The organism is Kitasatospora sp. NPDC094019 (genome assembly GCF_044764505.1).
Lineage (GTDB): Bacteria > Actinomycetota > Actinomycetes > Streptomycetales > Streptomycetaceae > Kitasatospora.
Map to the genome: position 1 here is coordinate 445355 of NZ_JBIWIF010000002.1, position 24732 is coordinate 470086.

At 74.6% G+C, this 24732-nt stretch carries 21 protein-coding genes; 12 read left to right on the forward strand and 9 right to left on the reverse strand.

Translation table 11 applies throughout. The features are described 5' to 3' along the window. Positions 1 to 167 precede the first annotated feature (167 nt). Positions 168 to 632 (reverse strand): MarR family winged helix-turn-helix transcriptional regulator, encoded by a 465-nt coding sequence (locus tag ACIQ9P_RS07035; RefSeq protein WP_402350953.1) that lies wholly within the window; start codon positions 630 to 632, stop codon positions 168 to 170. A gap of 128 nt (positions 633 to 760) precedes the next feature. On the opposite strand from ACIQ9P_RS07035, the gene ACIQ9P_RS07040 reads away from it, so the two are divergent. Then, positions 761 to 1609: an SDR family NAD(P)-dependent oxidoreductase gene (locus ACIQ9P_RS07040; RefSeq protein WP_402350956.1), complete on the forward strand. Its 849-nt coding sequence runs from the start codon at positions 761 to 763 to the stop codon at positions 1607 to 1609. An 82-nt stretch (positions 1610 to 1691) separates the two neighbouring features. On the opposite strand, the gene helR is transcribed toward ACIQ9P_RS07040, so the two are convergent. Further along, positions 1692 to 3881 carry an RNA polymerase recycling motor ATPase HelR gene (gene helR, locus ACIQ9P_RS07045; protein ID WP_402350959.1) on the reverse strand — a complete coding sequence of 730 codons (2190 nt, stop codon included), beginning with the start codon at positions 3879 to 3881 and terminating at the stop codon, positions 1692 to 1694. Positions 3882 to 4224: 343 nt separating this feature from the next. Here helR and ACIQ9P_RS07050 point away from each other — a divergent pair, with 343 nt between their 5' ends. From ACIQ9P_RS07050 to ACIQ9P_RS07060, 3 genes are all read left to right on the forward strand, one after another. After that, a complete protein-coding gene (locus tag ACIQ9P_RS07050; RefSeq protein ID WP_402350962.1) occupies positions 4225 to 5442 on the forward strand; it encodes an ROK family transcriptional regulator in 1218 nt (405 codons plus the stop codon). Positions 5443 to 5642: 200 nt separating this feature from the next. Then, positions 5643 to 6212, forward strand: coding sequence for a hypothetical protein (locus ACIQ9P_RS07055; protein ID WP_402350965.1), 570 nt, complete (start codon positions 5643 to 5645; stop codon positions 6210 to 6212). Positions 6213 to 6449: 237 nt separating this feature from the next. Then, positions 6450 to 6749 (forward strand): WD40 repeat domain-containing protein, encoded by a 300-nt coding sequence (locus ACIQ9P_RS07060; RefSeq protein WP_402350968.1) that lies wholly within the window; start codon positions 6450 to 6452, stop codon positions 6747 to 6749. Between the two features lie 96 nt (positions 6750 to 6845). Here the strand turns inward: ACIQ9P_RS07060 and ACIQ9P_RS07065 are convergent, their stop codons facing one another. Together ACIQ9P_RS07065 and ACIQ9P_RS07070 are read right to left on the reverse strand one after the other, a co-directional pair. Then, positions 6846 to 7493, reverse strand: coding sequence for a transcriptional regulator (locus ACIQ9P_RS07065; protein ID WP_402350971.1), 648 nt, complete (start codon positions 7491 to 7493; stop codon positions 6846 to 6848). Positions 7494 to 7627: 134 nt separating this feature from the next. Then, on the reverse strand, positions 7628 to 8431 hold the full coding sequence (locus tag ACIQ9P_RS07070) for an AraC family transcriptional regulator (RefSeq protein WP_402350974.1): 804 nt from the start codon (positions 8429 to 8431) through the stop codon (positions 7628 to 7630). A gap of 73 nt (positions 8432 to 8504) precedes the next feature. Here ACIQ9P_RS07070 and ACIQ9P_RS07075 point away from each other — a divergent pair, with 73 nt between their 5' ends. Continuing rightward, entirely contained in the window at positions 8505 to 9749 is a 1245-nt protein-coding gene (locus ACIQ9P_RS07075) for an MFS transporter (protein WP_402350977.1), read from the forward strand. Between the two features lie 52 nt (positions 9750 to 9801). Here the strand turns inward: ACIQ9P_RS07075 and ACIQ9P_RS07080 are convergent, their stop codons facing one another. The 4 genes from ACIQ9P_RS07080 to ACIQ9P_RS07095 form a co-directional block, all read right to left on the reverse strand. Further along, positions 9802 to 10020, reverse strand: coding sequence for a DUF397 domain-containing protein (locus ACIQ9P_RS07080; RefSeq protein WP_402350981.1), 219 nt, complete (start codon positions 10018 to 10020; stop codon positions 9802 to 9804). A 383-nt stretch (positions 10021 to 10403) separates the two neighbouring features. Further along, positions 10404 to 11363, reverse strand: coding sequence for a hypothetical protein (locus tag ACIQ9P_RS07085; RefSeq protein ID WP_402350984.1), 960 nt, complete (start codon positions 11361 to 11363; stop codon positions 10404 to 10406). 111 nt (positions 11364 to 11474) lie between these two features. Continuing rightward, positions 11475 to 12200, reverse strand: a complete 726-nt coding sequence (locus ACIQ9P_RS07090; RefSeq protein WP_402350988.1) for a response regulator — start codon at positions 12198 to 12200, stop codon at positions 11475 to 11477. Next, complete coding sequence (locus ACIQ9P_RS07095) at positions 12197 to 13429, reverse strand: sensor histidine kinase (protein WP_402350991.1); 1233 nt, start codon at positions 13427 to 13429, stop codon at positions 12197 to 12199. The genes ACIQ9P_RS07090 and ACIQ9P_RS07095 overlap by 4 nt, the downstream gene beginning before the upstream one ends. A 135-nt stretch (positions 13430 to 13564) precedes the next feature. On the opposite strand from ACIQ9P_RS07095, the gene ACIQ9P_RS07100 reads away from it, so the two are divergent. Together ACIQ9P_RS07100 and ACIQ9P_RS07105 are read left to right on the forward strand one after the other, a co-directional pair. Then, positions 13565 to 14494, forward strand: a complete 930-nt coding sequence (locus ACIQ9P_RS07100; protein WP_402350993.1) for an ABC transporter ATP-binding protein — start codon at positions 13565 to 13567, stop codon at positions 14492 to 14494. Further along, a complete protein-coding gene (locus ACIQ9P_RS07105; RefSeq protein WP_402350996.1) occupies positions 14491 to 15366 on the forward strand; it encodes an ABC transporter permease in 876 nt (291 codons plus the stop codon). The genes ACIQ9P_RS07100 and ACIQ9P_RS07105 overlap by 4 nt, the downstream gene beginning before the upstream one ends. 89 nt (positions 15367 to 15455) lie before the next feature. On the opposite strand, the gene ACIQ9P_RS07110 is transcribed toward ACIQ9P_RS07105, so the two are convergent. Beyond that, complete coding sequence (locus tag ACIQ9P_RS07110; protein ID WP_402350999.1) at positions 15456 to 16541, reverse strand: tellurite resistance/C4-dicarboxylate transporter family protein; 1086 nt, start codon at positions 16539 to 16541, stop codon at positions 15456 to 15458. 191 nt (positions 16542 to 16732) lie between these two features. Here ACIQ9P_RS07110 and ACIQ9P_RS07115 point away from each other — a divergent pair, with 191 nt between their 5' ends. From ACIQ9P_RS07115 to ACIQ9P_RS07135, 5 genes are all read left to right on the forward strand, one after another. Continuing rightward, entirely contained in the window at positions 16733 to 20473 is a 3741-nt protein-coding gene (locus ACIQ9P_RS07115) for a nitrate reductase subunit alpha (protein ID WP_402351484.1), read from the forward strand. Then, positions 20473 to 22128 (forward strand): nitrate reductase subunit beta, encoded by a 1656-nt coding sequence (gene narH, locus ACIQ9P_RS07120; RefSeq protein WP_402351001.1) that lies wholly within the window; start codon positions 20473 to 20475, stop codon positions 22126 to 22128. Before ACIQ9P_RS07115 ends, narH begins: the two co-directional genes overlap by 1 nt. Next, positions 22125 to 22754 carry a nitrate reductase molybdenum cofactor assembly chaperone gene (narJ, locus tag ACIQ9P_RS07125; RefSeq protein WP_402351004.1) on the forward strand — a complete coding sequence of 210 codons (630 nt, stop codon included), beginning with the start codon at positions 22125 to 22127 and terminating at the stop codon, positions 22752 to 22754. Before narH ends, narJ begins: the two co-directional genes overlap by 4 nt. A gap of 49 nt (positions 22755 to 22803) precedes the next feature. Continuing rightward, a complete protein-coding gene (narI, locus tag ACIQ9P_RS07130; protein ID WP_402351007.1) occupies positions 22804 to 23529 on the forward strand; it encodes a respiratory nitrate reductase subunit gamma in 726 nt (241 codons plus the stop codon). Between the two features lie 372 nt (positions 23530 to 23901). Further along, positions 23902 to 24441 (forward strand): hypothetical protein, encoded by a 540-nt coding sequence (locus ACIQ9P_RS07135; protein ID WP_402351009.1) that lies wholly within the window; start codon positions 23902 to 23904, stop codon positions 24439 to 24441. Positions 24442 to 24732 lie beyond the last annotated feature (291 nt).

The window sequence follows — 24732 nt, forward strand, 5'->3', positions numbered from 1 at the left end:
GATCACGCGCCCCGGCGCGGCTCGCCCAGGGAGTGGCGGGTCCTTGACCGGCCGGGGCGGTTCCGGTAGGGCGGTGCCGGTGGGGCCGTCGCGATGGGACGATCGCGGTGGAGCGTGCCCCGGCGCGGCGTCCCCGCCCCGGGGTCCAGGAGGCAGGCCCCAGGGGCTCAGGCCCCGGCGGGTCGCTTGAGCTTGGCCCAGACGGCCTCCAGCGCGGCGATGTCGCCGTCGTCGAGGCGGTCGTCGAAGACCTCGGCGAGGGCGGCCCGGCGGGTGGCGTCGGCCTCGGCGAACAGCCGTCGTCCCTCGGGGGTGAGGGCGATCCGCACCGAGCGGGCGTCGGTGGGGGAGGGGGCGCGCTCGACCAGGCCGCGTGCCTGGAGGGCGTCGGCGACCCGGGACACCTGGCTGCGGCTGAGCAGGGTCTTGGCGCCCAGGTCGGAGGCGGCCACGGGTTCGGTCTGGCCCCGCAGCCAGAGCATCACCTCGAACCAGGAGAGCGGCAGGTCGTGGGCCCGGGCGAGGGCCTGGTCGACCCGGGCGCTCAGGGTGGTGCCCGCCCAGACCAGGCCGTAGAAGGCGTGGTCGCGGGCGGTGAGGTCCCCCAGGGAGAGGTCGGTGCGGTGCGACATGCCGTGAGCCTACCTTTTTGCGTGTGCGCGCACACATCCTGCTATAGTGTGTGTGCACGCACACAAGTTCCCGCTCCGGGGCGCGGCCGTTCTCCGACGGCCCGGCTCCGGCCAGGCAAGGAGTCCCCGTGACCACCAGCGACCGGATCGTTCTCATCACCGGCACCTCCAGCGGCATCGGCCTGGCCGCCGCGGTCGCCGCGGCCGGCGCCGGCCTCCGCGTCGTCGCCACCATGCGCGACACCGGCCGCTCCGGCCCGCTGACCGAGGCGGCCGAGGCGGCCGGGGTCGCGGACCGGATCGAGATCGCCCGGCTCGACGTCACCGACGCCGACTCCGTGGCCGGGTGCCTGGCGGACGTCCTCGCCCGGCACGGCCGGCTCGACGCCGTGGTCAACAACGCGGGCGCCGGGCGCGTCGGCACCGTCGAGCAGGACGGGCTCGCCCCCGTCCGCGAGGTGATGGAGGTCAACTTCTTCGGTGTGGTCGAGGTGACCCGGGCCGCGCTGCCGCACCTGCGGGCGAGCGGCGGGCGGGTCGTCACCGTGACCAGTGTCGGCGGTGTGGTCGGCCAGCCCTTCAACGAGGCGTACTGCGCGGCCAAGTTCGCGGTCGAGGGCTTCATGGAGTCGCTCGCCCCGGTCGCCGCGACCGTCGGCGTCACCGTCGCCGTCGTCGAACCGGGCGCGGTGGCGAGCGAGTTCGTCGCCAGCCAGGGCATCGACCTGCCGGCCCTGCTGGCCGCCGCCGGACCGTACGCACCCGCCCTGGACGCCTACGCGGCCCGCACCCGGGCGGCCTTCGACCAGGCGCAGAGCGCGGAGGACGCCGCGGCGAGCATCGTCACCGCGCTCACCGCCGAGCGGCCGCCGTTCCGCCTCCAGACCTCGGACCGGGCCCGGGCCTTCGCCGGGGCCAAGCTCGCCGACCTGGACGGGTCCGCCGTTCAGGGCATCACGGCCGGCTGGGTGGCCTGAGCCCGGCCGCGGCGGTTCCGGACGCCCGGCGGCGGTGACGGCGGCGGGGCGACCGTCGCCCCGCCGCCGGCGCGCGCCCCGGTCATTCCCCGGTGAGCACGACCAGCTGCCGGGTCGCCCGGGTCATCGCGACATAGCGGTCCACGGCGCCGCCGACGCCCTCGCCGAAGCCCGCCGGGTCGACCAGGACGACCAGGTCGAACTCCAGCCCCTTCGCCAGCCGGGGCGTCAGCGCCCGGATCCGGCCGCTCGCCCGGAACTCCTCGCGGCAGGTCGCGCCGAACTCCGCCGCGAAGGCCGCGTCACCGATGACGCAGGCCGTGCCCTCGGTGTGCGCCTCCAGCCAGCCGGCCAGCACACCGTCCAGGTCCGCGAGCGGGCCGTGGGTGACCGGCACCCCGCTGCGGCGCACCGAGGTGGGGACGTTGGCGTCCGGCAGGGCGGCCCGGATCACCGGCTCGGCCTCCGCCATGACCTCCTCCGGCGTGCGGTAGTTGACGCTCAGCGAGGCCACCTCGGCGCGGTCGAGACCGATCCGGGCCAGCCGCTCCTGCCAGGACTCGGTGAAACCGTCCCGGGCCTGGGCCCGGTCGCCGACGATGGTGAAGCTCCGGGACGGGCAGCGCAGCAGCAGCATCTGCCACTCGGCGTCGGTCAGCTCCTGCGCCTCGTCCACCACGATGTGCGAGAACGGCCCGGCCAACCGGTCCGGGTCGACGGCGGGCAGCGAGCTCCCGTCGACCAGGGTGCCCTTGAGGTCCTGGCCGCGCAGCATGGCGACGGCTCCCTCGCCGTCGTGGTCGGCGTCGAGGAGGTGGGTGATGACCTCGGCCATCCGGTCGCGTTCGGCGGCCAGCGCGACCTGCTCCCGGCGCTTGCGGCGGGCGTCCGCCGGGTCGCCGAGCCGCTGCCGGGCCGCGTCCAGGATCGGCAGGTCCGACACCGTCCACGCCTGCGGCTCGGCGCGCTGCAGCCGGCGGACGTCCTCGGGGGCGAGCGAGGGGGCGCACATCCGCAGGTAGGCGGGCACCGTCCACAGGTCGCCGACCAGGTCGGCGGCCTCCAGCAGCGGCCAGGCCCGGTGCAGGGTCTCGACCAGTTCCCGGTCCCGCCGCAGCGAGCGCAGGAACAGCTCGACCGGGACGTCCTCGCCGCCCTTCAGCTTGGTCAGCAGGATCTCCGCCAGCTCCGCCCACACCTGCTCGCGCGCCTCGTTGTGCGGGGTGCCCGGGTCGGGGGCCTCGAACGCCTCGGCCCAGTCCTCGGGGTCCAGCCGGAGGTCCCCCCAGTCGGTCGAGACCGTCATGCCCTCGGTGGGCGGCTCCTCGTAGAGCCGCACGGCCGGCTCCACCGCCCGCACCAGGTCCGCCGATGCCTTGAGCCGGGCCACCTCCGGGTCGGACTCGGCCACCGCGCCGGAGCCCTCGGCGACCAGGTCCCGCACGGTGCAGGTCTGCACCCCCTCCTCGCCGAGACTGGGCAGCACGTCGCCGACGTAGTCCAGGTAGGGCTGGTGCGGGCCGACGAACAGCAGGCCGCCGCGCCGGTGCCCGAGCCGCGGGTCGGAGTACAGCAGGTAGGCGGAGCGGTGCAGGGCGACCACGGTCTTGCCCGTGCCGGGGCCGCCGTCGACGACCAGCGCGCCGCGCGAGCCGGCCCGGACGATGGCGTCCTGGTCGGCCTGGATGGTGGCCAGCACGTCCCGCATCTGCGCCGTACGGCTGCCACCCAGGGTGGCGATGAACGCCGACTGGTCGTCCAGGGCAGCGTGCCCGTCCAGCCCCTCGGTGACGAACACCTCGTCCCAGTAGTCGGTGATCCGCCCGCCGGTCCAGCGGTAGCGGCGGCGGCTGACCAGGCCCATCGGGCCGGCGTGGGTCGCGCCGAAGAACGGCTCGGCGGCGGGCGAGCGCCAGTCGATCAGCAGCCGGCGGCCCTCGGGGTCGGTCAGGCCGAGGCGCCCGATGTACACGGGCTCGGTGCCGTCCGCCGGGACGATCCGCCCCAGGCACAGGTCCAGCCCGAAGCGGCGCAGGGCGCGCAGGCGGCCGGTCAGCCGGTGGACCTCCAGGTCCCGGTCCATCGCGGCCCGGCCGGCACCGCCGGGTGCGCGGCGGGCGGCGTCGAGACTGTCGGACGCCTCGGCGATCGCCCGCTCCAGGCTCTCCGCGACGGCCGCGAAGTGCCGCTCGTCCGGGCCGACCAGGGCCGGGTCCGCCTTGGCGGCGAGACGGTCGGGAAGGTCGAACACGCTGGTGGTGGGGGTGGTCATGGCAGCGGATCCGATCCGTTGGTCCGACTGAGGCTGGTGCACTGAGCAAAACTCCCAGGGGGCTGGTTCCGGGTTCAGGTGCACGATTGTGCGCCAGGACCAGGGCCTTGCGGCAAGGCCCCCCTTGCGTTATAAGTTGAGAGTGGCAAGAGGAGTGTGAGGCCGTACCGCTCCCGCCGCGCTTCCCCCTCCCGTCCTGCTCCGATGCGTTCCGTCGGCCCCGGCCCAGTCCCTGGACGGAACCCCTCCGGTGAGCGGTGTGACCACGGGTCATACTGGCTGGTGTCCAGGCCGGGGCGCCGACCGGCGTGCCCGGAAGAAGCGCCCCAGACCGGAGAACCTGATGAGCCGCGACCTGCCGACCACCGTTCCGCCGGGCCCCACGCCGGCGCAGCCGTGGAACCGGCAGCGGCTGCGCAGCAACAACGAATGGCTGCTGCTCGAACGGCTGCGCCTCGGCGGCCCCTCCTCGCGGGCCCAGCTCGCCCGTGACACAGGTCTGTCCAAGCCGACCGTCTCCGCCGCGCTGGCGGCCCTCGAACAGGCCGGGCTGGCCCGCGAGGCCGGGCGCTTCGTGCCCGAGCGAGGACGGACCGCCGTCCTGTACGAGCCCGACCCGCTCGCCGGGCACGTGCTCGGCGTCGACATCGGCCGGGCCCGGCTCCGGGTCGCCGTCGCCGACCTCGCCGGGGACATCGTGGCCCGCCGCGACATCCCGAACAAGGGGCGGACGGCGAACGCGGTGGCCGACGCCGTGGTGGCCGCGGCCCGGGAGACCACCGCCGAGGCCGGGGTCGCGGCGGCCGACATCGTTCACGCCGTGATCGCCACCCCGGGCGTCTGGGACGAGGAACGGCGCGGCGTGCGGTACGCCACCAGCCTGCCGGGCTGGGGCAGACCCGGGCTGTTCGACCGGATCGCGGCCGGGCTGGAGACCACGATCACCGTCGGCAACGACGCCAACCTGGCCGCGCTCGGCGAGTACACCCTGGGCGCCGGGCGGGGGAGCGGCAGCCGGATGTTCGCCTACCTGGTGGCCGGGACGGGGCTCGGCGTCGGCCTGGTCAAGGACGGCGAGCCGCTGCTCGGCGCCCACGGCGCGCTCGGCGAGGTGGGCATGGTGCCGCTCCCGCCGCACCCCGACGGCACCCCGGGCGGCACCGTCGAGCAGGTCGCCGCGGCGGAGGCGGTCGTCCGGACGGCGCTGGACCTCGGCATGACGGGACCGCTGACGGCCAAGCAGGTCTTCGACGGGGCCCGTGCCGGGGACCCGCTCGCCGCCGCCGCCGTGCACCGCGCGGCCGGTCAGCTCGCCTACGCGCTCGCCGTGGTGTCGGCCGTCCTCGACCCGGACCTGATCGTCCTCGGCGGCGGCATAGGAGGGAGCGCGGACCTCCTGCTGGAACCCGTCGGCCAGGCCCTCCACCGGCTCACACCGATGCGGCCGACGCTCGCCGCGAGCCGCCTCGGGGAGGAGGCGGTCCTGCTGGGCGCCGTCGCCACGGCGCTCGACCTCGCCCGGCCGGAGGTGTTCGAGCGCCGCTCCTCGCCGACGGACTGATCGGCCGGCCCACCGGCCCACCGGCCCGATCGGCGAGGGCGGCACGGGTTCGGCGGTGCGTGATCGGGCCGGCCGCTCGATCGACGCTGCGTGATCGCCAGGTCTCGATCTGCTTACAAGTGTTTGAAGTATGTACAGACCATGTGATGGGACTGATTGACTCACGATCCTCTTTCAAGTGGAACGGAGCGTTCACGTCCATGCCTTCACGGATGCGCGGCGGTCGTCGCGGTCTCGCCGCTGTCGCCGGACTCGTCTTCACGGTCGGTCTCGCCCTCACGGGCTGTGACCCGACGGCGGCCGACACCGCCACCGTCGCGGTCACCACCCCGGCCGCGGTCACCACCCCGCCCCCGGCCGCTCCGGCTGCCCCGGTCGTCACCACCCCGGCGGCCGCACCGGTCCAGACGCCGCCCCCGGCGCCCGTGCCGACCGCCGTCGTACCCGAACCGACCAAGCCCGCCGCCGAGCCCGCGCCGGTCGTGCCGACCGCCGCCCCGCCCAAGGCCCAGCCGACGCCCAGCAAGGCCGCGACCCAGCCCAAGGCGACCACCACTCAGCCGCCCGCCGCCCAGCCGCCCGCCGACCCGGCGCCGGCCGAGACCAAGCCCGCGGCCGCCGGTGACTGCGAAATCAAGTCCAACGCGGGCAACTGCTACAAGGCCGGCCAGTTCTGCCGCGACGCCGACCTCGGCCGCACCACCCACGAGGCCGGCGGCCGGGTGATCACCTGCCGGATGGTCAGCGGCAAGCCGCACTGGCAGGCATGACCGCCTCAGGGACGCTGGGGCGTGTTCGCAACATTCCCGCCGGGTCCGAGCGGACGGGCAGCTGATCACCGACCGCCGCTGACCACCCCGGCCCCGGGGTGGTCAGCGGCGGGCAAATGGCAGGAGGTCGAACGCCTCCGGGTCAACGCCGGGCTGAAACCCCTGCCGCGTCCCCGGGCTCAGCGGCCCGACGCGCCGGAACCGCCCGTGATGGGCCCGGAGCAAACGCTCGTCGTGTTGTCACCGGGCCCGGTGGTCCCGGAGCCGGCGGCCTTCTGGGTCTCGGTGGAGCGGAGCCTCACCGCCCACACCGGTACCGTCCTGTCGGTGGCGTACTCCCCGAGGGAGCGCGTGCTCGCCACGGCCGGTAACGACGGCAAGGTGCGGTTGTGGGACCCGGGCACCCGCCAACTCCACGGCGAACCCCTCACCGGCCGTAGCGGCGACATCAGGTCGGTGGCGTTCTCCAAGGACGGACTCCTCGCCTCCACCGGTGACAACGGCGTCCTGCGACTGTGGCCCGCACCTCGCCCCTGACCACTACGCACGACAGCGGCCCCACCGGAGCACGCAGGGAGAGTGGCGAGGCGACAGACGGCTGCGGGTCAGTGGATCACGGTCGGACGGCGAGCTTCAGGCCAGCGTGGTCCAGAACTGCGCCTCGTAGCTCTGCAGCAGCCGGCCGTACTCGCGGGCGGCGGCCAGGTCCGGGCCGGTGAGACCCACTGGGCCGAGTGCCTCGGCCGCCGCCCGCTCCAGTTCGGCGGCCGGTTGCGCGAAGAAGTCGAAGAAGGCGCAGGCGTCCTCCCCGAACCCGTGGAACCGTCGCAGCGCTCCCGCCAGCGAAGCGCAGTAGCCGCCCCAGGCGGTGAAGTTGGCGACCAGTGCCGCCGCGACCGGACCCGGCCGACCGTTCAGCGCGAGCCACGCGAGGTAGGAGGGGTACGCCTGGCAGCCCGCCAGTGGCTCACCGTTCGCCGCCGGCCCGCAGGCCGCGGCCAGGGCGGGCAGCGTCCGAAGCGCCGCGCTCTCCCCGTCGGCGAGTCCGGCGAACCACGTGCCCAGCGGTTCGTCCGCGCAGCGGGTGGCGAGCAGCAGCAGGCTGCGGCGGTCGGAGGTGATGATCCGCCGTTGCTGCGCGGCGAGCACGCCGAGCGTGCCGATCCGTCCGCGTCCCGTCGTGAACTCCGTCACCAGGGTCGGCAGCTCCTCGGGCGAAGGGGCCAACTCGGCTCGTAGTTCCTGGATTTGGCGATCGATCGGCCGGTCCGTCGTCGACATGCGGGGTCTCCGTCCCATGGCTGCGGCTTCCGGAGTCCCATGACTACCGTGTCGGCCGGGTCGGCCGGTAGTGCGGCTCGCCGGTGCCCCGCACCCGGCTGCTCCCGTCGCTGCCCGGGCGTGCTCGGGTGCGCTCAGGGGTCGGCCGGCGTTCCGGCGAGGTCCCGGGTGCCGAACCAGCCGCTCGGGGGCACGCCCAGGGCGCGGTGGAACATCGCGGTGAACGCGCTCGGCGTGGCGTAGCCGAGGGCGGAGGCGACGGCGGTGACCGGGGTGTTCCCCGCCAGCAGGGTGACGGCGTGGATCAGCCGGGCCTGCTGGACCCAGTGGGTGAGGGTCATCCCGGTCGCGGCCGGGAACCTGCGCTGGAGGCTGCGCGGACTGAGGTGGGCGCGGGCGGCGGCGGTCGTGGTCGTCCAGCGCGCCCCCGGGTCGGCGCGGACGGCCGCGCACAGCCCGTCCAGGACCGGATCGGTCGGCACCGGGAGGTGCAGGGCGGGGACGGGCCGCGGAGCGAGTTCGAGCAGCAGCAGGTCGACCAGGCGGCCGTCGCGGCCGTCGACCCGGTAGTCGAGCGGGATGCGGGTGGCGGCGTCGACGAGTTCGCGCAGCAGCGGCGGCACGGCGACGACCGTCGGCACCTCGGGCAGTCCGGCCGCGGCGCCGGGTTCGAGGTACAGGGTGCGCATCCGCACCGGCCCGGTGCAGGTCATCGCGTGCACGACCCCGGCCGGGACCCAGACGCCCCGGGTGGCCGGCACCACCCACGTCCCCCGGTCGGTGACGACGGTGATCGCCCCGCTCGTGCCGTAGATCAGCTGGGCCCGGCGGTGGTGGTGCGGCGGGATGTGGTGGCCGTCGGGGAGGTCGCGCGCCATCGCCGCCAGCGGGCGCGGCACGTGCTGGTAGTCGTCGCGGTTCTCGCTCTTGCCATGCATTGGCGCACTCTCGACAGGGGACGGCGGATCGGCGAAAGCCTGCCACGGGAGGGTCTCCGTAGCGTCTCTTTCCGTGATCGAATCCGACCGTGAGGCCCTGGCGGCCCCTGACATCCCTGACGCCCGCAGGACGCGTGGCGTCCCGCGGCCCGGGCTCCCGCCGCGCCGGGTCACCGCGCTGCTCGCCGCGACCAGCGCCCTGACCGCCGCCAACGTCTACCTCGGCCAGCCGCTGCTGGGCAGCGCCGCCGCCGAACTGCGCGTCCCGCCCGAGAGCCTCGGCGCCGTGCCGACCGCCACCCAGATCGGCTACGCCACGGGCATCGCCCTCCTCGTCCCCCTCGGCGACAGCCGGGACCGGCGGCGGCTGATCCTGGGCCTGTGCGCGGCCTCGGCCGTCGCCCTTGCGGCCTCCGCGCTCGCCCCGACGGCGGGTCTGCTGGTCGTCGCGGCCCTCGCGCTCGGCCTGCTCTCCCCGGTCCCGCAACTGGTGGCGCCGCTGGCCGTCGCCCTGGCCGGTGGCCGGGACCCCGGCCGGACCGTCGGCACCGTCCAGGCCGGCCTGCTGATCGGGGTGCTGGCCTCCCGGACGTACTCCGGGGCCCTCGCCGAAGCGGCGGGCTGGCGCGCCGTGTACGGGTGCTCCTGCGTGCTCACCGTGCTGCTGACCCTGGTCCTGCGTCGGGCACTGCCGACCGGGCCGCTCACCGCCCCGCCCGCCCGGGCGTTGCCGTACCGCGAGCTGCTGGCCTCGGTGCCCCGGCTCTTCGCCACCAGTCCGCAGGTCCGCCGCGTCACCCTCTCCGGCGGCCTGGTCGGCGTCTCCTTCGGCGCCTTCTGGACCGCGCTGACCTTCCTCCTCGAACAGCGTTACCACTACGGCTCCACCGTCGTCGGCCTGTTCGGCCTGGTCGCCGTGGCCGGGGCGCTCGCCTCCACGGCCGCCGGGCGCGTGGCGGACCGCTTCGGCCGCCGCCGCGTCGTGCTCGCCTCGGTCGCCGTCACGGCCGCCGCCTGGGCGCTGCTGCTGCCCGGCGGGAGCGGGATCCTCTGGCTGACGGCCGGGGTCGTCGTGCTCGATGTCGGCACCTGGGGCAACCAGGTCGTCTGCCAGGGCGTCCTGTTCACCCTCGACCCGGCGCTCCACAGCCGCCTCAACACCTGCTGGTTCACCCTCCGCTTCCTGGGCATCGCCCTGGGCTCCCTGGCGGGTTCGATCGCCTGGGCGCAAGGCGGCTGGCCGGCCGTGGTCGCGGTGGGAGCCGCGGCGAGCGTGGTGGCGCTGCTCGTCGCCGGAGTGCCGGAGCGTCGGTCGTAGCGCCGGCCCGCACCGCCCGGTGCGGGCCGACGCCGTATGCGTGCGGCCGGTCTCAGCGGCGTGCGGTGAAGTCGCCGACGCGGAGGCCGGCGACGAAGGCGAGCCAGGCATCGGCCGGGAACGAGAGCGCGGGCCCGTGGGGGTCCTTGCTGTCGCGGACCGCCACAGACGTATTGAAGCGCCCGAACTCGACGCAGTTCTCGTTCGGGTTGCTTGCGGACGCCTTCCTCCACTCGACAGGCAGGGCGGATGCCACGGAGTAGTGGGTCACTTGAGCTGATCTCCCTTCTCTCGGATGATGTTGAGCGACTCGCCGAGGCTGAGGGCGGTCGCCATGATCTCGCGGTGGTGGCGTTGCTTCGCACCGTCAACTCGGCTCTACAGGTGCCACCTTGTGGGTTCCAATGAAAGTTCGTGCGTGAATACCCGGACCGGACTGGGCCGTTGTCGCTTCCGGTGATCCTTCCCGGCAGTGTGCATCACCCGTGCGTCCGGTGGACGGCAGGGGGCTGACACCTCCCGCGACCGGGCCGCTACCGGTTCGGGACGTGGGTCGGGGCCGTGTCGCCACGGGGCCGTCTGCCGGTCGACGGCGGCTGCGGCGCCGCTGAACCCGAACGCGTTGAACCCGGTCCTGACGCTGTCGCGCACGGCTCACGCCTCGCCGGGCCCCGGTGGAGCGGGGGCCCGGCCGGGTGGGGGCTCCAGCACGTCGTAGCGCAGCCCGCTGGAGCCCGAGCCGGTGCCGCTGACCTTGCGCCGGGCCGACCAGGCGTGGGCGGAGCCGTCGTGCCAGCGGGTGTACTGGCGGCTGCGCTCCACCCGGACACCGGAGCGCGGGACCTCCTCCTCGAACAGCCACTGCTGCTCCCCGAGCAGCCGGCCGAGCGGCCGCGCCGGGGTGTTCGCGTCCCGCACCAGGCCGGCGAGTTGCAGCCGGATCTGCTCCGGGGCGTCCGGGTCGACCGGCCGGGGCACCAGCGGGTACCAGTGGCCCGGAATCTCGGTGGCGAGCAGATAGCGGTCGGCGGGCGGGTCGCCGGGTTCGGGAGCGGGCCGGGACGGCGCGGTCGCCACCCAGCGGGCGTAGCGGTCCAGTGGCTGCCCGGCCAGGTCGCCGACGGTCTCCTCGACCGCCCAGGCGAGGTTCGCCGCCTCGTCGCGCAGCAGCAGCACGGACTCGGCGGGCGGGCTCTCCAGCCCGGCGGGCAGGGACGCGGCGCGGTAGAACCACGGGGAGGGCGGCGGTCCGGTGCCGTCCCCGGCGCCGCCGCCCATGGCGCTGCCGCCGGTGTCCTCGCCGAGGCCGAAGAGGTTCCACTCCGGCTCCTCCAGCGAGGCGTGGGCGAGCACCGTCGCGCCGCCGAAGACGTCCGTGACCGAGCAGTGCACGACCCGGCCGAGCGACCCCGACGGGCTCGGCAGCGGGCAGCAGAACCAGTCGTTCCCGTACACCGTGGTGAAGGCGATCAGCAGCAGCCGGCCGAGGTCGGCGGGGCTGGTGTCCGCGGAGCCGAAGTTGATCCGGGCGTCCTCCATCTCCCAGTAGCGGGAGGCGGGCATGCCGCCGAAGATCGCCGGGGTGGGGACGACGGCGCGCTGCTCGCGCGTCACGGCGGCCTCGGTGACCGGGACGGCGGCGGGCAGGGCATCGACGGCCCACCAGTCCAGGTGACCGCCGGTGTACTCCTGGGCCCGCCCCGTCCCGCCCCGTCGCGGTCCCGCTCAGGCCGGTGGCGTGCCGGTGGTGAGCGGGACCAGGCCGGACTCGTAGGCCAGGATGACGAGGTGGACGCGGTCGCGGGCGGCGAGTTTGGTGAGCAGCCGGGTGATGTAGGTCTTGACGGTGGCGGGGCTGAGGACGAGTTCGGCGGCGATCTCGGGATTGGCGAGGCCCCGGCCGACGAGGGTGAGGACCTCGCGTTCCCGGTCGGTGACGGCGGCGAGACGGTCGGCCCCCGCCGACGCGAGTACGGGAGCCGACGCGGGTGCGGACGCGGGTGCGGCCGGGGCCGGTCGGGCGGTGAACTCGGTGATCAGGCGGCGGGTGACGCTGGGGGAGAGCAGCGCCTCCCCGGCGGCGACCACCCGGATCGCGGCGAGGATGTCGTCCAGGGCCATGTCCTTGACGAGGAATCCGGAGGCGCCCGCGCGCAGGGCGGCGTAGACGTTCTCGTCCTCGTCGAAGGTGGTGAGGACGACGACGCGGGCCGGGGAGGGGCCGGCCGCGACCTGGCGGGTGGCCTCGATCCCGTCGAGCACGGGCATCCGGATGTCCATCACCACGACGTCGGGGCGGAGTTCCTCGGCGAGCCGGACGGCCTCGGCACCGTTCCCGGCCTCGCCGACCACCTCCAGGTCCTCGGCCTCGGTGATGACCATCTCCAGGGCGGCCCGGACCAGGGGCTGGTCATCGGCGAGGACGACACGGACGGCGGGTGCGGCAGTCATCGGGCGGATCCCGTCAGTGGAAGGCGGGCGGTGACGCGGAAGCCACCGTCGGGGCGGGGCGCGGCGGTGAAGTCGCCGTGCAGCAGGGCGACCCGCTCCCGGAGACCCACCAGTCCGTAGCCGGCGGGGGAGGTGCCCCGGCCCCGGCCGCGGTCGCTGATGTCGAGGCCGAGTTCGGCGGGCCGCCGGTGGTCGACGGTGACCCGGCAGGAGGGGACACCGGCGTGGCGGACCACGTTGGCGAGCGACTCCTGGACGATCCGGAACGCCGCGAGGTCGATCTCGGGCGGCAGCGGGTGACGTTCGCCCTGCCACCGGAGGTCGACCCGCACCCCGGCGGCGGTGGTCGCGGCGGCCAGTCGGTCGAGGCCGGCCAGCCCGGGCAGGAGGTGGGCCGGAGTGGCGGAGCCGTCGGCGTCGTCGGCCTGCCGGAGCGCGCCGAGCATCCGGCGCAGCCCGGCCAGGGTCTCCCGGCCGGCGGTCTCGATCGCGCCGAGGGCCTCGCGGGCCCGGTCCGGCCGGGTGTCGAGGACCCGGCGGGCCGCGCCCGCCTGGAGGGCGACGATGCCGATGCTGTGCGCCACGGTGTCGTGCATCTCACGGGCGATCCGCAACCGCTCGGCGGTGACGGCCTGTTCCGCCGCGCGGGCGCTCAATGCCTCGGCGTGCGCCCGCGACTGGTGCACCGAACGGCCGATCAGCCAGGCGATGACGGCGATCAGGACGCCCGCGTCGTTGGCGCCGATCCGGGTGCCGGTGAGCAGCAGGCCGCCGCCGAGCGCGGGTGCGAGCAGCAGATGGAGCGTCAGCGCGCCCAGCACCATGGCCAGGGCCGCGCGCGAGGTCCGGCGCGGCTCGGCGGCGGTGACCAGGCAGAGGGCGGTGACCACCGCGAGCAGCGCGGTCGGCGGCAGCTGGAGCTCCCAGCGCCATGCCTCGGTCTGCACCACGGTGGCGGCGAGCAGCAGCGCGACGGCCGTGCGGGGCCGGCGGCGCAGCAGCGCGGCGGCGAGCAGGGCGACCGGGGTGGTGAACCCCGCGGTCACCCAGTCCTGGTGGGCGGCCGGGGCGTGGCCGGGGTCGTCGGTGGCCCGGTGGGACGGACGGTCGGCGTCCCCGAGGACGGGGGAGAGCAGCGAGAGGCACCACGCGAACGCGGTCCAGGCACCGGGCGGTATTCGCTGGAGCCGGGGCGGGAGGGTCGGCGGGGGCACGGGCGTCTCTGACATGCGGTGATCGTACGAGGTGGAGCCGGACCGGGGCATCGGAGCGGGGGTGTACGACCAGGGGTGACAGCGGGGGCGGACGGGGTGTCCTCCCCGGTCGGATGTGCCGGGGGGTGGCCGGGCGGCAGTGTGGAGCACATGATCGAAGTCCACCGACTGACGAAGCGTTACGGCCGCACCACCGCCGTCGACGAGCTGACCTTCACCGTTCGCCCGGGTCTGGTGACCGGGTTCCTCGGGCCGAACGGCGCCGGGAAGAGCACCACCCTGAGGATGATCCTGGGCCTGGACGCGCCGTCCGCCGGCGCCGCCACCGTGGGCGGCCGCCGGTTCCGGGAACTGCCGCGCGGCCTGCGGCACGTCGGCGCGCTGCTCGACGCCGGCGACGTCCACGGCGGCCGCAGCGGCCGCGCCCATCTGCGGGCGCTCGCCCGGAGCAACGCGGTGCCGCGGGAGCGGGTCGAGGAGGTGTTGGCGGAGGTCGGCCTCGACGGGGCGGCCGGCCGCCGGATCGGCGGCTACTCGCTCGGGATGAAGCAGCGGCTGGGCATCGCGGCCGCGCTGTTGGGGGACCCGCCGGTGCTGCTGTTCGACGAGCCGTTGAACGGGCTCGACCCGGAGGGCGTGCGCTGGGTGCGCGAACTGTTCCGGCGGCTGGCCGCGGAGGGGCGGACGGTGTTCGTCTCCAGCCATCTGATGAGCGAGATGGAGCACACCGCGGACCGCCTGGTGGTGATCGGCCGGGGCCGGCTGATCGCGGACGAGAGCCTCGCGGAGTTCGCCGCGCGCGGCGCCGGGCGGGGCGGGACCGGAGCGGGCGTCACCGTTCGCACCACCGGGACCGGGCCGCTGGCGGACGCCCTGCGGGCGGCCGGTGGCGAGGTGCGGCCGGGGGACGACGCCGGGACGCTCCTGGTGACCGGCCTCGACCCGGCCCGGATCGGCGCGCTCGCGCTCGACCTCCGCGTCCCGCTGCTCGAACTGACCGCCCGGACGGCCTCCCTGGAGGAGGCGTTCATGGCCCTGACCGCCGACCACGCCGACCACTCCGCCGGAGGACCGCGATGACCAGCACCGTCCCGAGCACCACTGTCCCGGGCACCACCGTTCCCGCCGTCGGCGCCGCCGTGGACGGGCCCCGGCCCCGCTTCCGGGACCTGTACGCCGCCGAGTGGATCAGGTTCTGGTCCCTGCGCTCCATGCCCTGGGTACTGGGGACCGGGCTGCTCGTCCTCGTCGCCGTCAACCTCAACGCCGCGCACCGCAGCTACCTGAACACCGAGCCCGGCGGCCCGCCGCCGGGGTCCGACAGGATCGGCGCCGCGCTGAACGCCTCGTTCACCGTGGCGGCCGTGGACCTCCTCATGCTCCTCGCCGTCGGGGTCGGCACCGCCGTGGTCGTCGCCGAGTACGGCAGCGGCATGATCCGCACCACCTTCTCCGCCGTCCCGGACCGCCGGGCGGTCCTGCTGGCCAAGGCCGGTGTCCTGGCCACGGCCATGCTCGGCCTCGGCACGCTCGCCGCCGGGCTCTCCTTCTGGGCGGCGCAGGCACTGCTCGACCGCCGCCACGCGGGGGTGTCGATCGCCGAGCCGGGCGCGCTGCGCGCCGTCGCGGCCGCCGCGCTGCTGGCGCCGGTCTGCGCGCTGATCGGCTTCGGCCTGGGGACCCTGATCCGGCACGCGGCGGCGAGCGTGGTCGCCGGTGTCCTGGTGCTCTTCCTGCTGCCCGCCTCGTTCAACGAGAACCAGGCGTGGTCGGCGGCGATCGCGCACGCGATGCCGTTCACGGCCTGGCGGCGGCTGTCCTGGGCCGACCTGACGAACGTGCTGCTCCCGCCGCACCCGGCGACGGTGGCGGGCTCGTGGCTCGCCTACGCGGGGTGGGCGGTGGGCGCGGTGCTGCTCGCCGTGACGGTCGTGCGGCGCCGGGACGTCTGAGGGGACGTTGGAGGGGATGTTGGAGGGGGCGTTCGAGCGGGGCGGGTCCCTGGCGGCCGCGCGGGGCGTCGGTCCTCCGGGACAGGACATCAGTCCTCCCGGGCGGGGACGGACCTGCCGGCGTCGGAGCCGGGCCCGGGGGCGGTCCCGGCCCCGGTGGAGGGCCGCCGCCGACCGCGCCCCAGTGCGCGCAGCGCCCCGGCGGCGGTGAGCAGCCACACCGCCGCCGCGACCCAGAGCAGCGCCCGGCCGAGCGGATCCAGCCACTCCACCCGGGCGGCGGCGGAGGTCGACAGCGAGGCCACCGCGGTCATGCCCAGCGGGAAGACCGTGGACCAGCGGCGCAGGTCGTAGCGGAGGCGCGGGTGCGTCACCTCGGCGACGGCCAGCACCGTGTACCAGAGCAGCGCGATCCCCAGCAGGACCAGCGTGACCACCCGCAGGGCGGTGTGCGCGCCGCCGCTCCAGACGCCGGAGGCGAGCAGCTTGGAGGCGGCCAGGGCCGAGATCGCCAGGGCGCCGCCGGCCACCCAGTGGTCGCCGGCCCCCTCGGTCACCTGGCGCGGGTCGAAGCGGAACAGTGCGTCCAGGTAGAGCAGCAGCCCCAGGACGAACAGCACCAGCGCCGCCCGGGCCAGCCAGTCGGCGGTGTGCGGGGCGAGGGTGGCGGCCAGGACGGCCAGGCCCTGGGTGGCGACGCAGATCAGGAAGGCCCCGCCGGGCAGCCGACGTCCGAGGTGGCGCAGTACCGAGGTCAGCAGCACCGGCCCGGCCGCGGCGGCCACGGCGAGCAGGGCCTCCGCCGCCGTGGTCCGGCCGAGCTGGTCGATCCGCACGCCCAGCACGGTGGTGGCGGCGACGGCGGTGAGCGCGGGCGGGGTCTGCGCCCGGGCGGTCCAGTCGCTCCGGTCGCCGACGAGCAGGGCGACGAAGGCGGCGGCGAGCAGCAGCCAGAGCGCGGCCGCGATCCAGAGGGCGGCGGCCGACAGCGCGTCGAATCCGGCCAGGTGGAAGCCGACCGAGAGGATGCCGGTCGCCATCACGGCCGCACCGGTCGCCGGGGGGACCGCCGCCGCGCGCGGGCCCCGGCGGTCGGCCCTGCCGCCGGGCACGCCGGTCCGGTCGTTCCCCGCGGCCGCGCTGCCGGTCGAACTCCTGGTGGCTCCGTCGTCCATGACCCCATCGCACCGTCCGCGCGGGCGTCCTGCCAGCCGGGCCCGCCGGACCGGGCCCTCGCCGGGCGGCCGGTCACCCGGGGGGAGGACTCCGGGGTGCGCTGCCGCCGCCGCGCGGTTTCGATGGGCACACAGTCCGGCCCGGAACGGGAGGGTGCCACGTGCGGGAGCCGACCAGCGTCGCCGGCGGTATCGGCAGCACCGACAGCGGCAATGGCGGCAGCGGTGACGGCGGCACCGGTGGTCAGGCCCCGGGCGAGCCGGGAGCCGCGTTCCTGAGGGCGGGCCGGTTCTTCCGCCCGGGAACGCCCGCGCCAGACCTGCACAGCGTCCGGCTCACCGGCGGGCGGGAGTCCGACGCCTTCTACCGGGACCGCTGGAGTCACGACAAGGTCGTGTACTCCACCCACGGCGTCAACTGCACCGGCTCCTGCCGCTGGAAGGTCTTCGTCAAGGACGGCATCATCACCTGGGAGACCCAGGCCACCGACTACCCGTCCGTCGGCCCCGACCGCCCCGAGTACGAGCCGCGCGGCTGCCCGCGCGGCGCCGCCTTCTCCTGGTACACCTACTCGCCCACCCGGGTCCGCTACCCGTACGTGCGCGGGGTGCTGCTGGAGCTGTACCGGGAGGCGCTCGCCCGGCTGGGGGACCCGGTGCTCGCCTGGGCGGACGTCCAGGACGACCCGGAGCGTCGCCGCTCCTACCAGCGGGCCCGGGGCAAGGGCGGCCTGGTGCGGACGAGTTGGGACGAGGCGGTGGAGATCGTCGCCGCCGCGCACGTGCACACCGTGAAGCGGTACGGGCCGGACCGGATCGCCGGATTCTCGCCGATCCCGGCCATGTCGATGGTCTCGCACGCGGCCGGCGCCCGCTTCCACGCGCTGATCGGCGCGCCGATGCTCTCCTTCTACGACTGGTACGCGGACCTGCCGGTCGCCTCCCCGCAGGTGTTCGGCGACCAGACCGACGTCCCCGAGTCGGGGGACTGGTGGGACGCCGCCTATCTGATGATGTGGGGATCCAACGTCCCGGTCACCCGGACGCCGGACGCGCACTGGATGGCCGAGGCCCGCTACCGGGGCCAGAAGGTGGTGGCGGTCTCCCCGGACTACGCGGACAACACCAAGTTCGCCGACGAGTGGATGCACCCCCACCCCGGCACCGACGGCGCGCTGGCCCTCGCGATGGGCCATGTGATCCTGCGGGAGTTCTTCGTCGACCGCACGACACCGTTCTTCGACGACTACGTCCGCCGCTTCACCGACCTGCCGTTCCTGGTCACCCTCACCGAACGGGACGGCGGGTACGTCCCGGCCAAGTTCCTGCGCGCGAGCGACCTCGGCGACGAGGGCGAGGGCGCCGACTGGAAGCTCGCCGTCCTCGACGGGGCGACCGGCCGCCCCGCCGTGCCCAACGGCTCGCTGGGCTTCCGCTGGACCGCCTCCGGCGAGGGCCGCTGGAACCTCGACCTCGAAGACGTCCGCCCGCGGCTGACCCTGCACGGCGAGGCCGGGGTCACCCCGGTCGAGGTGATGCTGCCGCGCTTCGACACCGACGGCGGCGAGCACGGGCAGGGCCTCGGCGACATCGTCCACCGCGGCGTGCCGGCCCTGCGCCTCGACGGCGGCGAGCTGGTCACCACCGTCTACGACCTGCTGCTCGCCCAGTACGGCGTGGGCCGTCCCGGCCTGCCCGGCCGCTGGCCCGACGGCTACCAGGACGCCGACACCCCCGGCACGCCCGCCTGGCAGGAACGCCACACCTCGGTCCCGGCCGCCCAGGCCGTCCGGGTGGCCCGGGAGTTCGCCCGCACCGCCGAGGAGTCCGGCGGCCGCTGCATGATCCTGATGGGCGCCGGCACCAACCACTGGTTCCACTCCGAGACCATCTACCGCTCCTTCCTCGCCCTGCTCACCCTGACCGGCTGCCAGGGCCGCAACGGTGGCGGCTGGGCGCACTACGTCGGCCAGGAGAAGTGCCGCCCGTTCACCGGCTGGGCCACGCTCGCCGGGGCCACCGACTGGTCCCGCCCGCCCCGGCAGATGATCGGCACCGGCTGGTTCTTCCTGCACACCGACCAGTGGCGCTACGACACCTACCCCGCCGACGTGCTGGCCTCCCCGCTCGGCACCGGCCGGTTCCGCGGCCTGGCCACGGTCGACCTGCTGGCCCGCTCCGCCCGGGTCGGCTGGATGCCCTCCTACCCGACCTTCGACCGCAACCCGCTCGACCTGACCGACGAGGCCCGCGCCCTCGGCCGCGACCCGAAGGACCACGTGGTCGGCGAACTCCGCGCCGGACGCCTGGGATTCGCCGGCGAGGACCCGGACGATCCCGCCAACTGGCCCCGGGTGATGACCCTCTGGCGGGCCAACCTGCTCGGCTCCTCCGCCAAGGGCGCCGAGTACTTCAGCAAGCACCTGCTGGGCACCCACTCCTCGCTGCGCGCCCACGAGGCCGGGCCCGAAGTGCGCCCGCGCGACGTCCGCTGGCACGATCGCGCACCCGAGGGCAAGCTCGACCTGCTGCTCTCGCTGGACTTCCGGATGACCTCCTCCACCCTGCTGTCCGACGTCGTCCTGCCCGCCGCCACCTGGTACGAGAAGCACGACCTGTCCTCCACCGACATGCACCCCTTCGTGCACTCCTTCGCCCCGGCCGTCGACCCGCCCTGGCAGGCCCGCACCGACTTCGACGCCTTCCACGCGATCGCCGGACGGTTCTCCGAACTCGCCGCCGAGCACCTCGGGGTGCGGCACGACCTGGTCGCCACGCCGTTCCAGCACGACACCCCCGGCGAGACGGCGCAGCCCGGCGGCACCGACGCGGACTGGCGCGACGGCGGCTGCGAGCCCGTCCCCGGCGTCACCCTGCCCAACCTGGCCGTCGTCGAACGCGACTATCCCGCCGTGGCGGCGAAGATGGCCGCGCTCGGCCCGCTGGTCGAGCAACTCGGCCTGCCCGTCAAGGGCGTGGTACTGCGGCCGGACGAGGAGGTGGAGCAGCTCAAGGCCCGCAACGGGGTCGCGCGCGGCGGCCCGGCCGACGGCCGCCCGCTGCTGGACACCGCCGTCAAGGCCGCGGACACCGTGCTCGCCCTGTCCGGCACCACCAACGGGCGGCTCGCCACCCAGGGCTTCCGGGACCTGGAACGCCGCACCGGGCGGGAGCTGGCCCACCTCGCGGCCGAGAACGAGGGCCGCCGGATCTCCTACGCCGACACCCAGGCCGCCCCCGCCCCGGTGAGCACCTCGCCCGAGTGGTCCGGCAGCGAGTCCGGCGGGCGCCGCTACAGCCCGTTCACCGTCAATACCGAGCACCTCAAGCCCTGGCACACGCTCAGCGGCCGCCAGCACTTCTTCCTCGACCACGACTGGACGCACGAACTCGGCGAGGCCCTGCCGGTCTACCGGCCGCCGCTCGACCTGCGCCGGCTCTTCGGTGAACCGGCCCTCGGGGCCGACGGGCGCAAGGAGGTGACGGTCCGTTACCTCACTCCGCACAACAAGTGGTCCATCCACTCCGAGTACCAGGACAACCTGTTCATGCTCGCGCTCTCCCGGGGCGGACAGGTGATCTGGATGTCCGTGGAGGACGCGGCCGCCATCGGCGTCGCCGACAACGACTGGATCGAGGCCGTCAATCGCAACGGCGTCGTCGTCGCCCGCGCCGTCGTCTCGCACCGGATGCCGGCCGGCACGGTGTACATGCACCACGCGCAGGAACGCACCGTCAACGTCCCCCGGGCCGAGACCGGCGGCAAGCGCGGCGGCATCCACAACTCGCTGACCAGGGTGCTGCTCAAGCCCACCCATCTGATCGGCGGGTACGCCCAGCTCTCCTGGGCGTTCAACTACCTCGGCCCGACCGGGAACCAGCGCGACGAGGTGACGGTGATCCGCCGACGGAGCCAGGAGGTGCGGTACTGATGCGCGTGATGGCCCAGCTCGCCATGGTGATGAACCTGGACAAGTGCATCGGTTGCCACACCTGTTCGGTGACCTGCAAACAGACCTGGACCAACCGCCGGGGCACCGAGTACGTGTGGTTCAACAACGTCGAGACCCGCCCCGGGCTCGGCTACCCGCGCCGCTACGAGGACCAGGAGAAGTGGCGCGGCGGCTGGCGGCTGGACCGGCACGGACGGCTGAAGCTCCGCCAGGGCGGGCGGCTGTACAAGCTCGCCACCATCTTCGCCAACCCGGTGCTGCCCACCCTCCAGGACTACTACGAGCCCTGGACGTACGACTACAGCGCCCTCACCGATGCCCCGCTCGGCGAGGACTACCCCGTCGCCCGGCCGCACTCGATGGTCACCGGGCGGCCGATGGCCGTCGAATGGTCCCCCAACTGGGACGACGACCTCGGCGGCGCCCCCGAGCACGGACCCGCCGACCCCAACGTGGAGCGGATGCGGGAGGAGGTCGGGCGGCGGATCAGGTTCGAGTACGAGCAGAGCTTCATGTTCTACCTGCCCCGGATCTGCGAGCACTGCCTCAACCCCGCCTGCGTGGCGGCCTGTCCGTCCGGCGCGATCTACAAGCGGGCCGAGGACGGCATCGTCCTGGTCGACCAGGACGGCTGCCGGGGCTGGCGCCAGTGCGTCACCGGCTGCCCCTACAAGAAGATCTACTTCAACCACCGCACCGGCAAGGCCGAGAAGTGCACCTTCTGCTACCCGCGCACCGAGGTCGGCCTGCCCACCGTCTGCTCCGAGACCTGCGTCGGGCGGCTGCGCTACCTCGGCGTCGTCCTCTACGACGCCGACCGGGTCACCGCCGCCGCCTCCGTCGAGGACGAACACCAGCTCTACCAAGCCCAGTTGGGCGTCTTCCTGGACCCCGACGACCCCGAGGTGCGACGGGCCGCCGAACGCGACGGCGTCCCCCACGACTGGATCGAGGCCGCCCGCCGCTCGCCCGTCCACGCGCTCATCAGCACCTACCGGGTGGCCCTGCCGCTCCACCCCGAGTACCGCACCCTGCCGATGGTCTGGTACATCCCGCCACTGTCCCCGGTGGTCGAGGAGGTCGCCGCCAGCGGCCACGACGGCGAGGACGCCGGCAACCTCTTCGGCGCGATCGACGCCCTGCGGATCCCGGTCGAGTACCTCGCCGAACTCTTCACCGCCGGGGACCCGGTGCCGGTGCGCGCCGCCCTCGACCGGCTGGCCGCGATGCGCGCCCACATGCGCGCCGTCAACCTCGGCCGGACCCCCGACCCCGCCGCCGCCGAGGCCGTCGGACTCGACGCCCGCCAGATCGAGGACCTCTTCCGGCTGCTCGCGATCGCCAAGTACGAGGACCGCTACGTCATCCCGACCGCCGCTCGCGCCGACGCCGAACGGCTGGAGGAGGCCGCCGTGCCCACCGGCTGCAGTGTGGACCACGTCGACGGCGAACCCGGTGGCGTCGACGGGCCGTTCGGCGAGGGCTCGGGTCGCCGCTCGCTGCCGCTGATCACGGTCGAGAGCTTCCACGCGCTGCGCCGCCGCCAGACCGGCGACCGGCAGGATCCGCCTGGCGCGGACACTTCGCGCGAGGACGCCCCGCAGGGGGACGCCCCGCACGAGGAGGCCCGGTGACCGCCGGGGAACGGGCGGTGGTGCGCCGGATCGCCGCCGAATGCCTCTGCTACCCCGAGGGGCCCGATCCAATGCCGCCGCAGCTGGCCGCACTGCTCGGCCCGGTCCGGCACGCCGCCGCCGCTCCGCTGCGGACCTTCCTCGACCGGGCCGGAGGACTCCCGCCCGGCGAACTCTCCCGCCACTACGTCGAGGTGTTCGACTTCCGGCAGCGGCACAGCCTGCACCTGAGCTGGTGGACCGACGGCGACACCCGGCGGCGCGGCGAGGCGCTGTTGCGCTTCAAGACCGTCTACCGGGCCCACGCCCTGGAGTTCAGCGACGAGGACCTGCCCGACTTCCTGCCCGCCGTGCTGGAGTTCACCGCCGCCACCGGTGACGACACCCTGCTGCGCGAGCACCGGCCCGCGCTGGAACTGCTGCGCCTCGCCCTCACCGAGCACGGCACGCCGTACGCGGACGTGCTCGCCGCCGTCTGCGCCACCCTGCCCGGCCCCTCGCCGAAGGACCGCGCCGCCGCCCTGGCCCTCGCCCGCAGCGGACCGCCGCGGGAGGAGGTCGGCCTGGACGCGCTCACGCCGTACGGGCACCTGGGGCTGCTGCCGGTGCTGACCGACTCGCCCTGACGGAGCTGTCCCGACCGAACCGTTCCGAACCCCGACCGGAGACCCGCCGATGGACACCTTCCTCTGGGGCGCGCTGCCGTACATCGCGCTCGCGCTCCTCGTCTCCGGCCTCGTCTGGCGCTACCGCTACGACAGGTTCGGCTGGACCACCCGCTCCTCGGAGATCTACGAGTCCCGGCTGCTGAACCTCGCCTCGCCGGTGTTCCACTACGGCATCCTGTTCGTCCTGGTCGGCCATCTGATGGGCCTGTTCGTGCCCGCCTCCTGGACCGACGCGGTCGGCATGGACGAGCACGCCTACAACCTGCTCTCGCTCTTCGCCGGCTGCGCGGCCGGCCTGCTCGCCGTCACCGGGATCCTGGTGCTGCTCTACCGCCGGCGCACCAACCCGGCCGTGCTGCGCGCGACCACCCGCAACGACAAGCTGATGTACGCGGTGCTGCTCGCGGCGATCGTGCTCGGCCTGGTCGCCAAGCTGACGCACGCCTCGCTCGACGCCGGCTACGACTACCGCACCACGATCGCCCCGTGGGTCCGCAGCCTGTTCACCCTGAGCCCGGACGTGTACCGGATGGCGGACGTGCCGGTCGCGTTCAAGGTGCACGCGGTGGTCGGACTGCTGCTGTTCGCGCTGCTGCCCTTCACCCGCCTGGTGCACATGTTCAGCGCGCCCGTGCAGTACCTCTTCCGCCCGTACCTCGTCTACCGTTCCCGCGACCCGAAGCTCCCCGCCGGCGCCCCGCCCCGGCGCGGCTGGGAGGAGATCGAGGACTGACCGGCCGCCGGCTGTCGGTGGTCCGTGCCAGGAGCCGTCCCGGCCCAACCGGGAGCGGACCGGAACGGTACGACCGTGAGCACCTCGCCCAGCCGTCGAAGGCGACGTCGATGGTGGTGGGGCCGTAGCAGGCGATCCCGCCCCAGGCCCGCCCCGACCGTTCGGCTCGTCGGAGATCCAGAACGGAGATCCAGAACTGGGCGGAGCCGTCGCGGTGGTCGCGCGCGACGACACCGTCGGCCCGGCCGTCGACCGGCCGCCCGTCACCGTCCGCTGACCGGACATCGGGTGGGCCCGGATTCCGCTTTTCCTCGACACACCACCCTGTGAACATGCGACGCTACTCACTGCGTCCGCCCGAGGAGGAATCCTGTGTCATCGCCCTGCGACCCCGCCAACGCGCCCGTCGGTGACGTGAGCACCGCGCTCCTGGTGATCGACTCGCGGCTCAAGGCCATCTACGACGGCAGGACCGGAACCGACCCCGAACAGCAGCGGATGGTCGACCAGTTCGCCGCCTCCCTGGGCCCGGAGGAGGCGGACGCCCTGCTGGAGGGCGTGTGCACGCTCATCTACATGTACATGGACTGGCTGCGGGCGGTCTGCGAACGGCACGACAAGGAGGTGGTCGAGCACGTGGTGCCCACCCTGGTGGCCACGATGCGGATGATGCCCAACACCTTCCGCCCCGAGGTCATCCCCACCATGGCCGGCCTCCTCATCGCCGCCGGCACCGGTCTGAGCCCCAACCTCTGGCGGGCCCAGTACGGCGACTGGACCGGCGCCGAGATGAACCCGCTGGAGGCCACCTCCGTCCTCCTCGCCGAGCACATCAACCGGATCGCCGGCGACGACCACGACTTCGCCACCCGACTGATCGCCGACGCCCTGGCGGTCACCGACCTCGACTGACCCTCCCTCCGCCCGCTCCGTCGGCGGCGTCTCCCGCCGCTCCGGCCACGCTTCGGCGGTCTCGGCCGGGTCGTGGCCGAACGGCCGGTGCCACCCGGGCGGAGCGGCAGCGCACGCGGAATGACCGCCGGATGAACTCCGTGCCCGGAGCCGAATTTCCCGCCCGGCAGGCGCTGACACGCCCGGGTTCCCGCCCCCATGATCGCTTCGCGGTGCCGCACTTGAGTGGCACGGGGGACAGGGGGTATTCGTGGTGCGCCGAATCGGGAGACGGATCAGAGGCACGCGCCG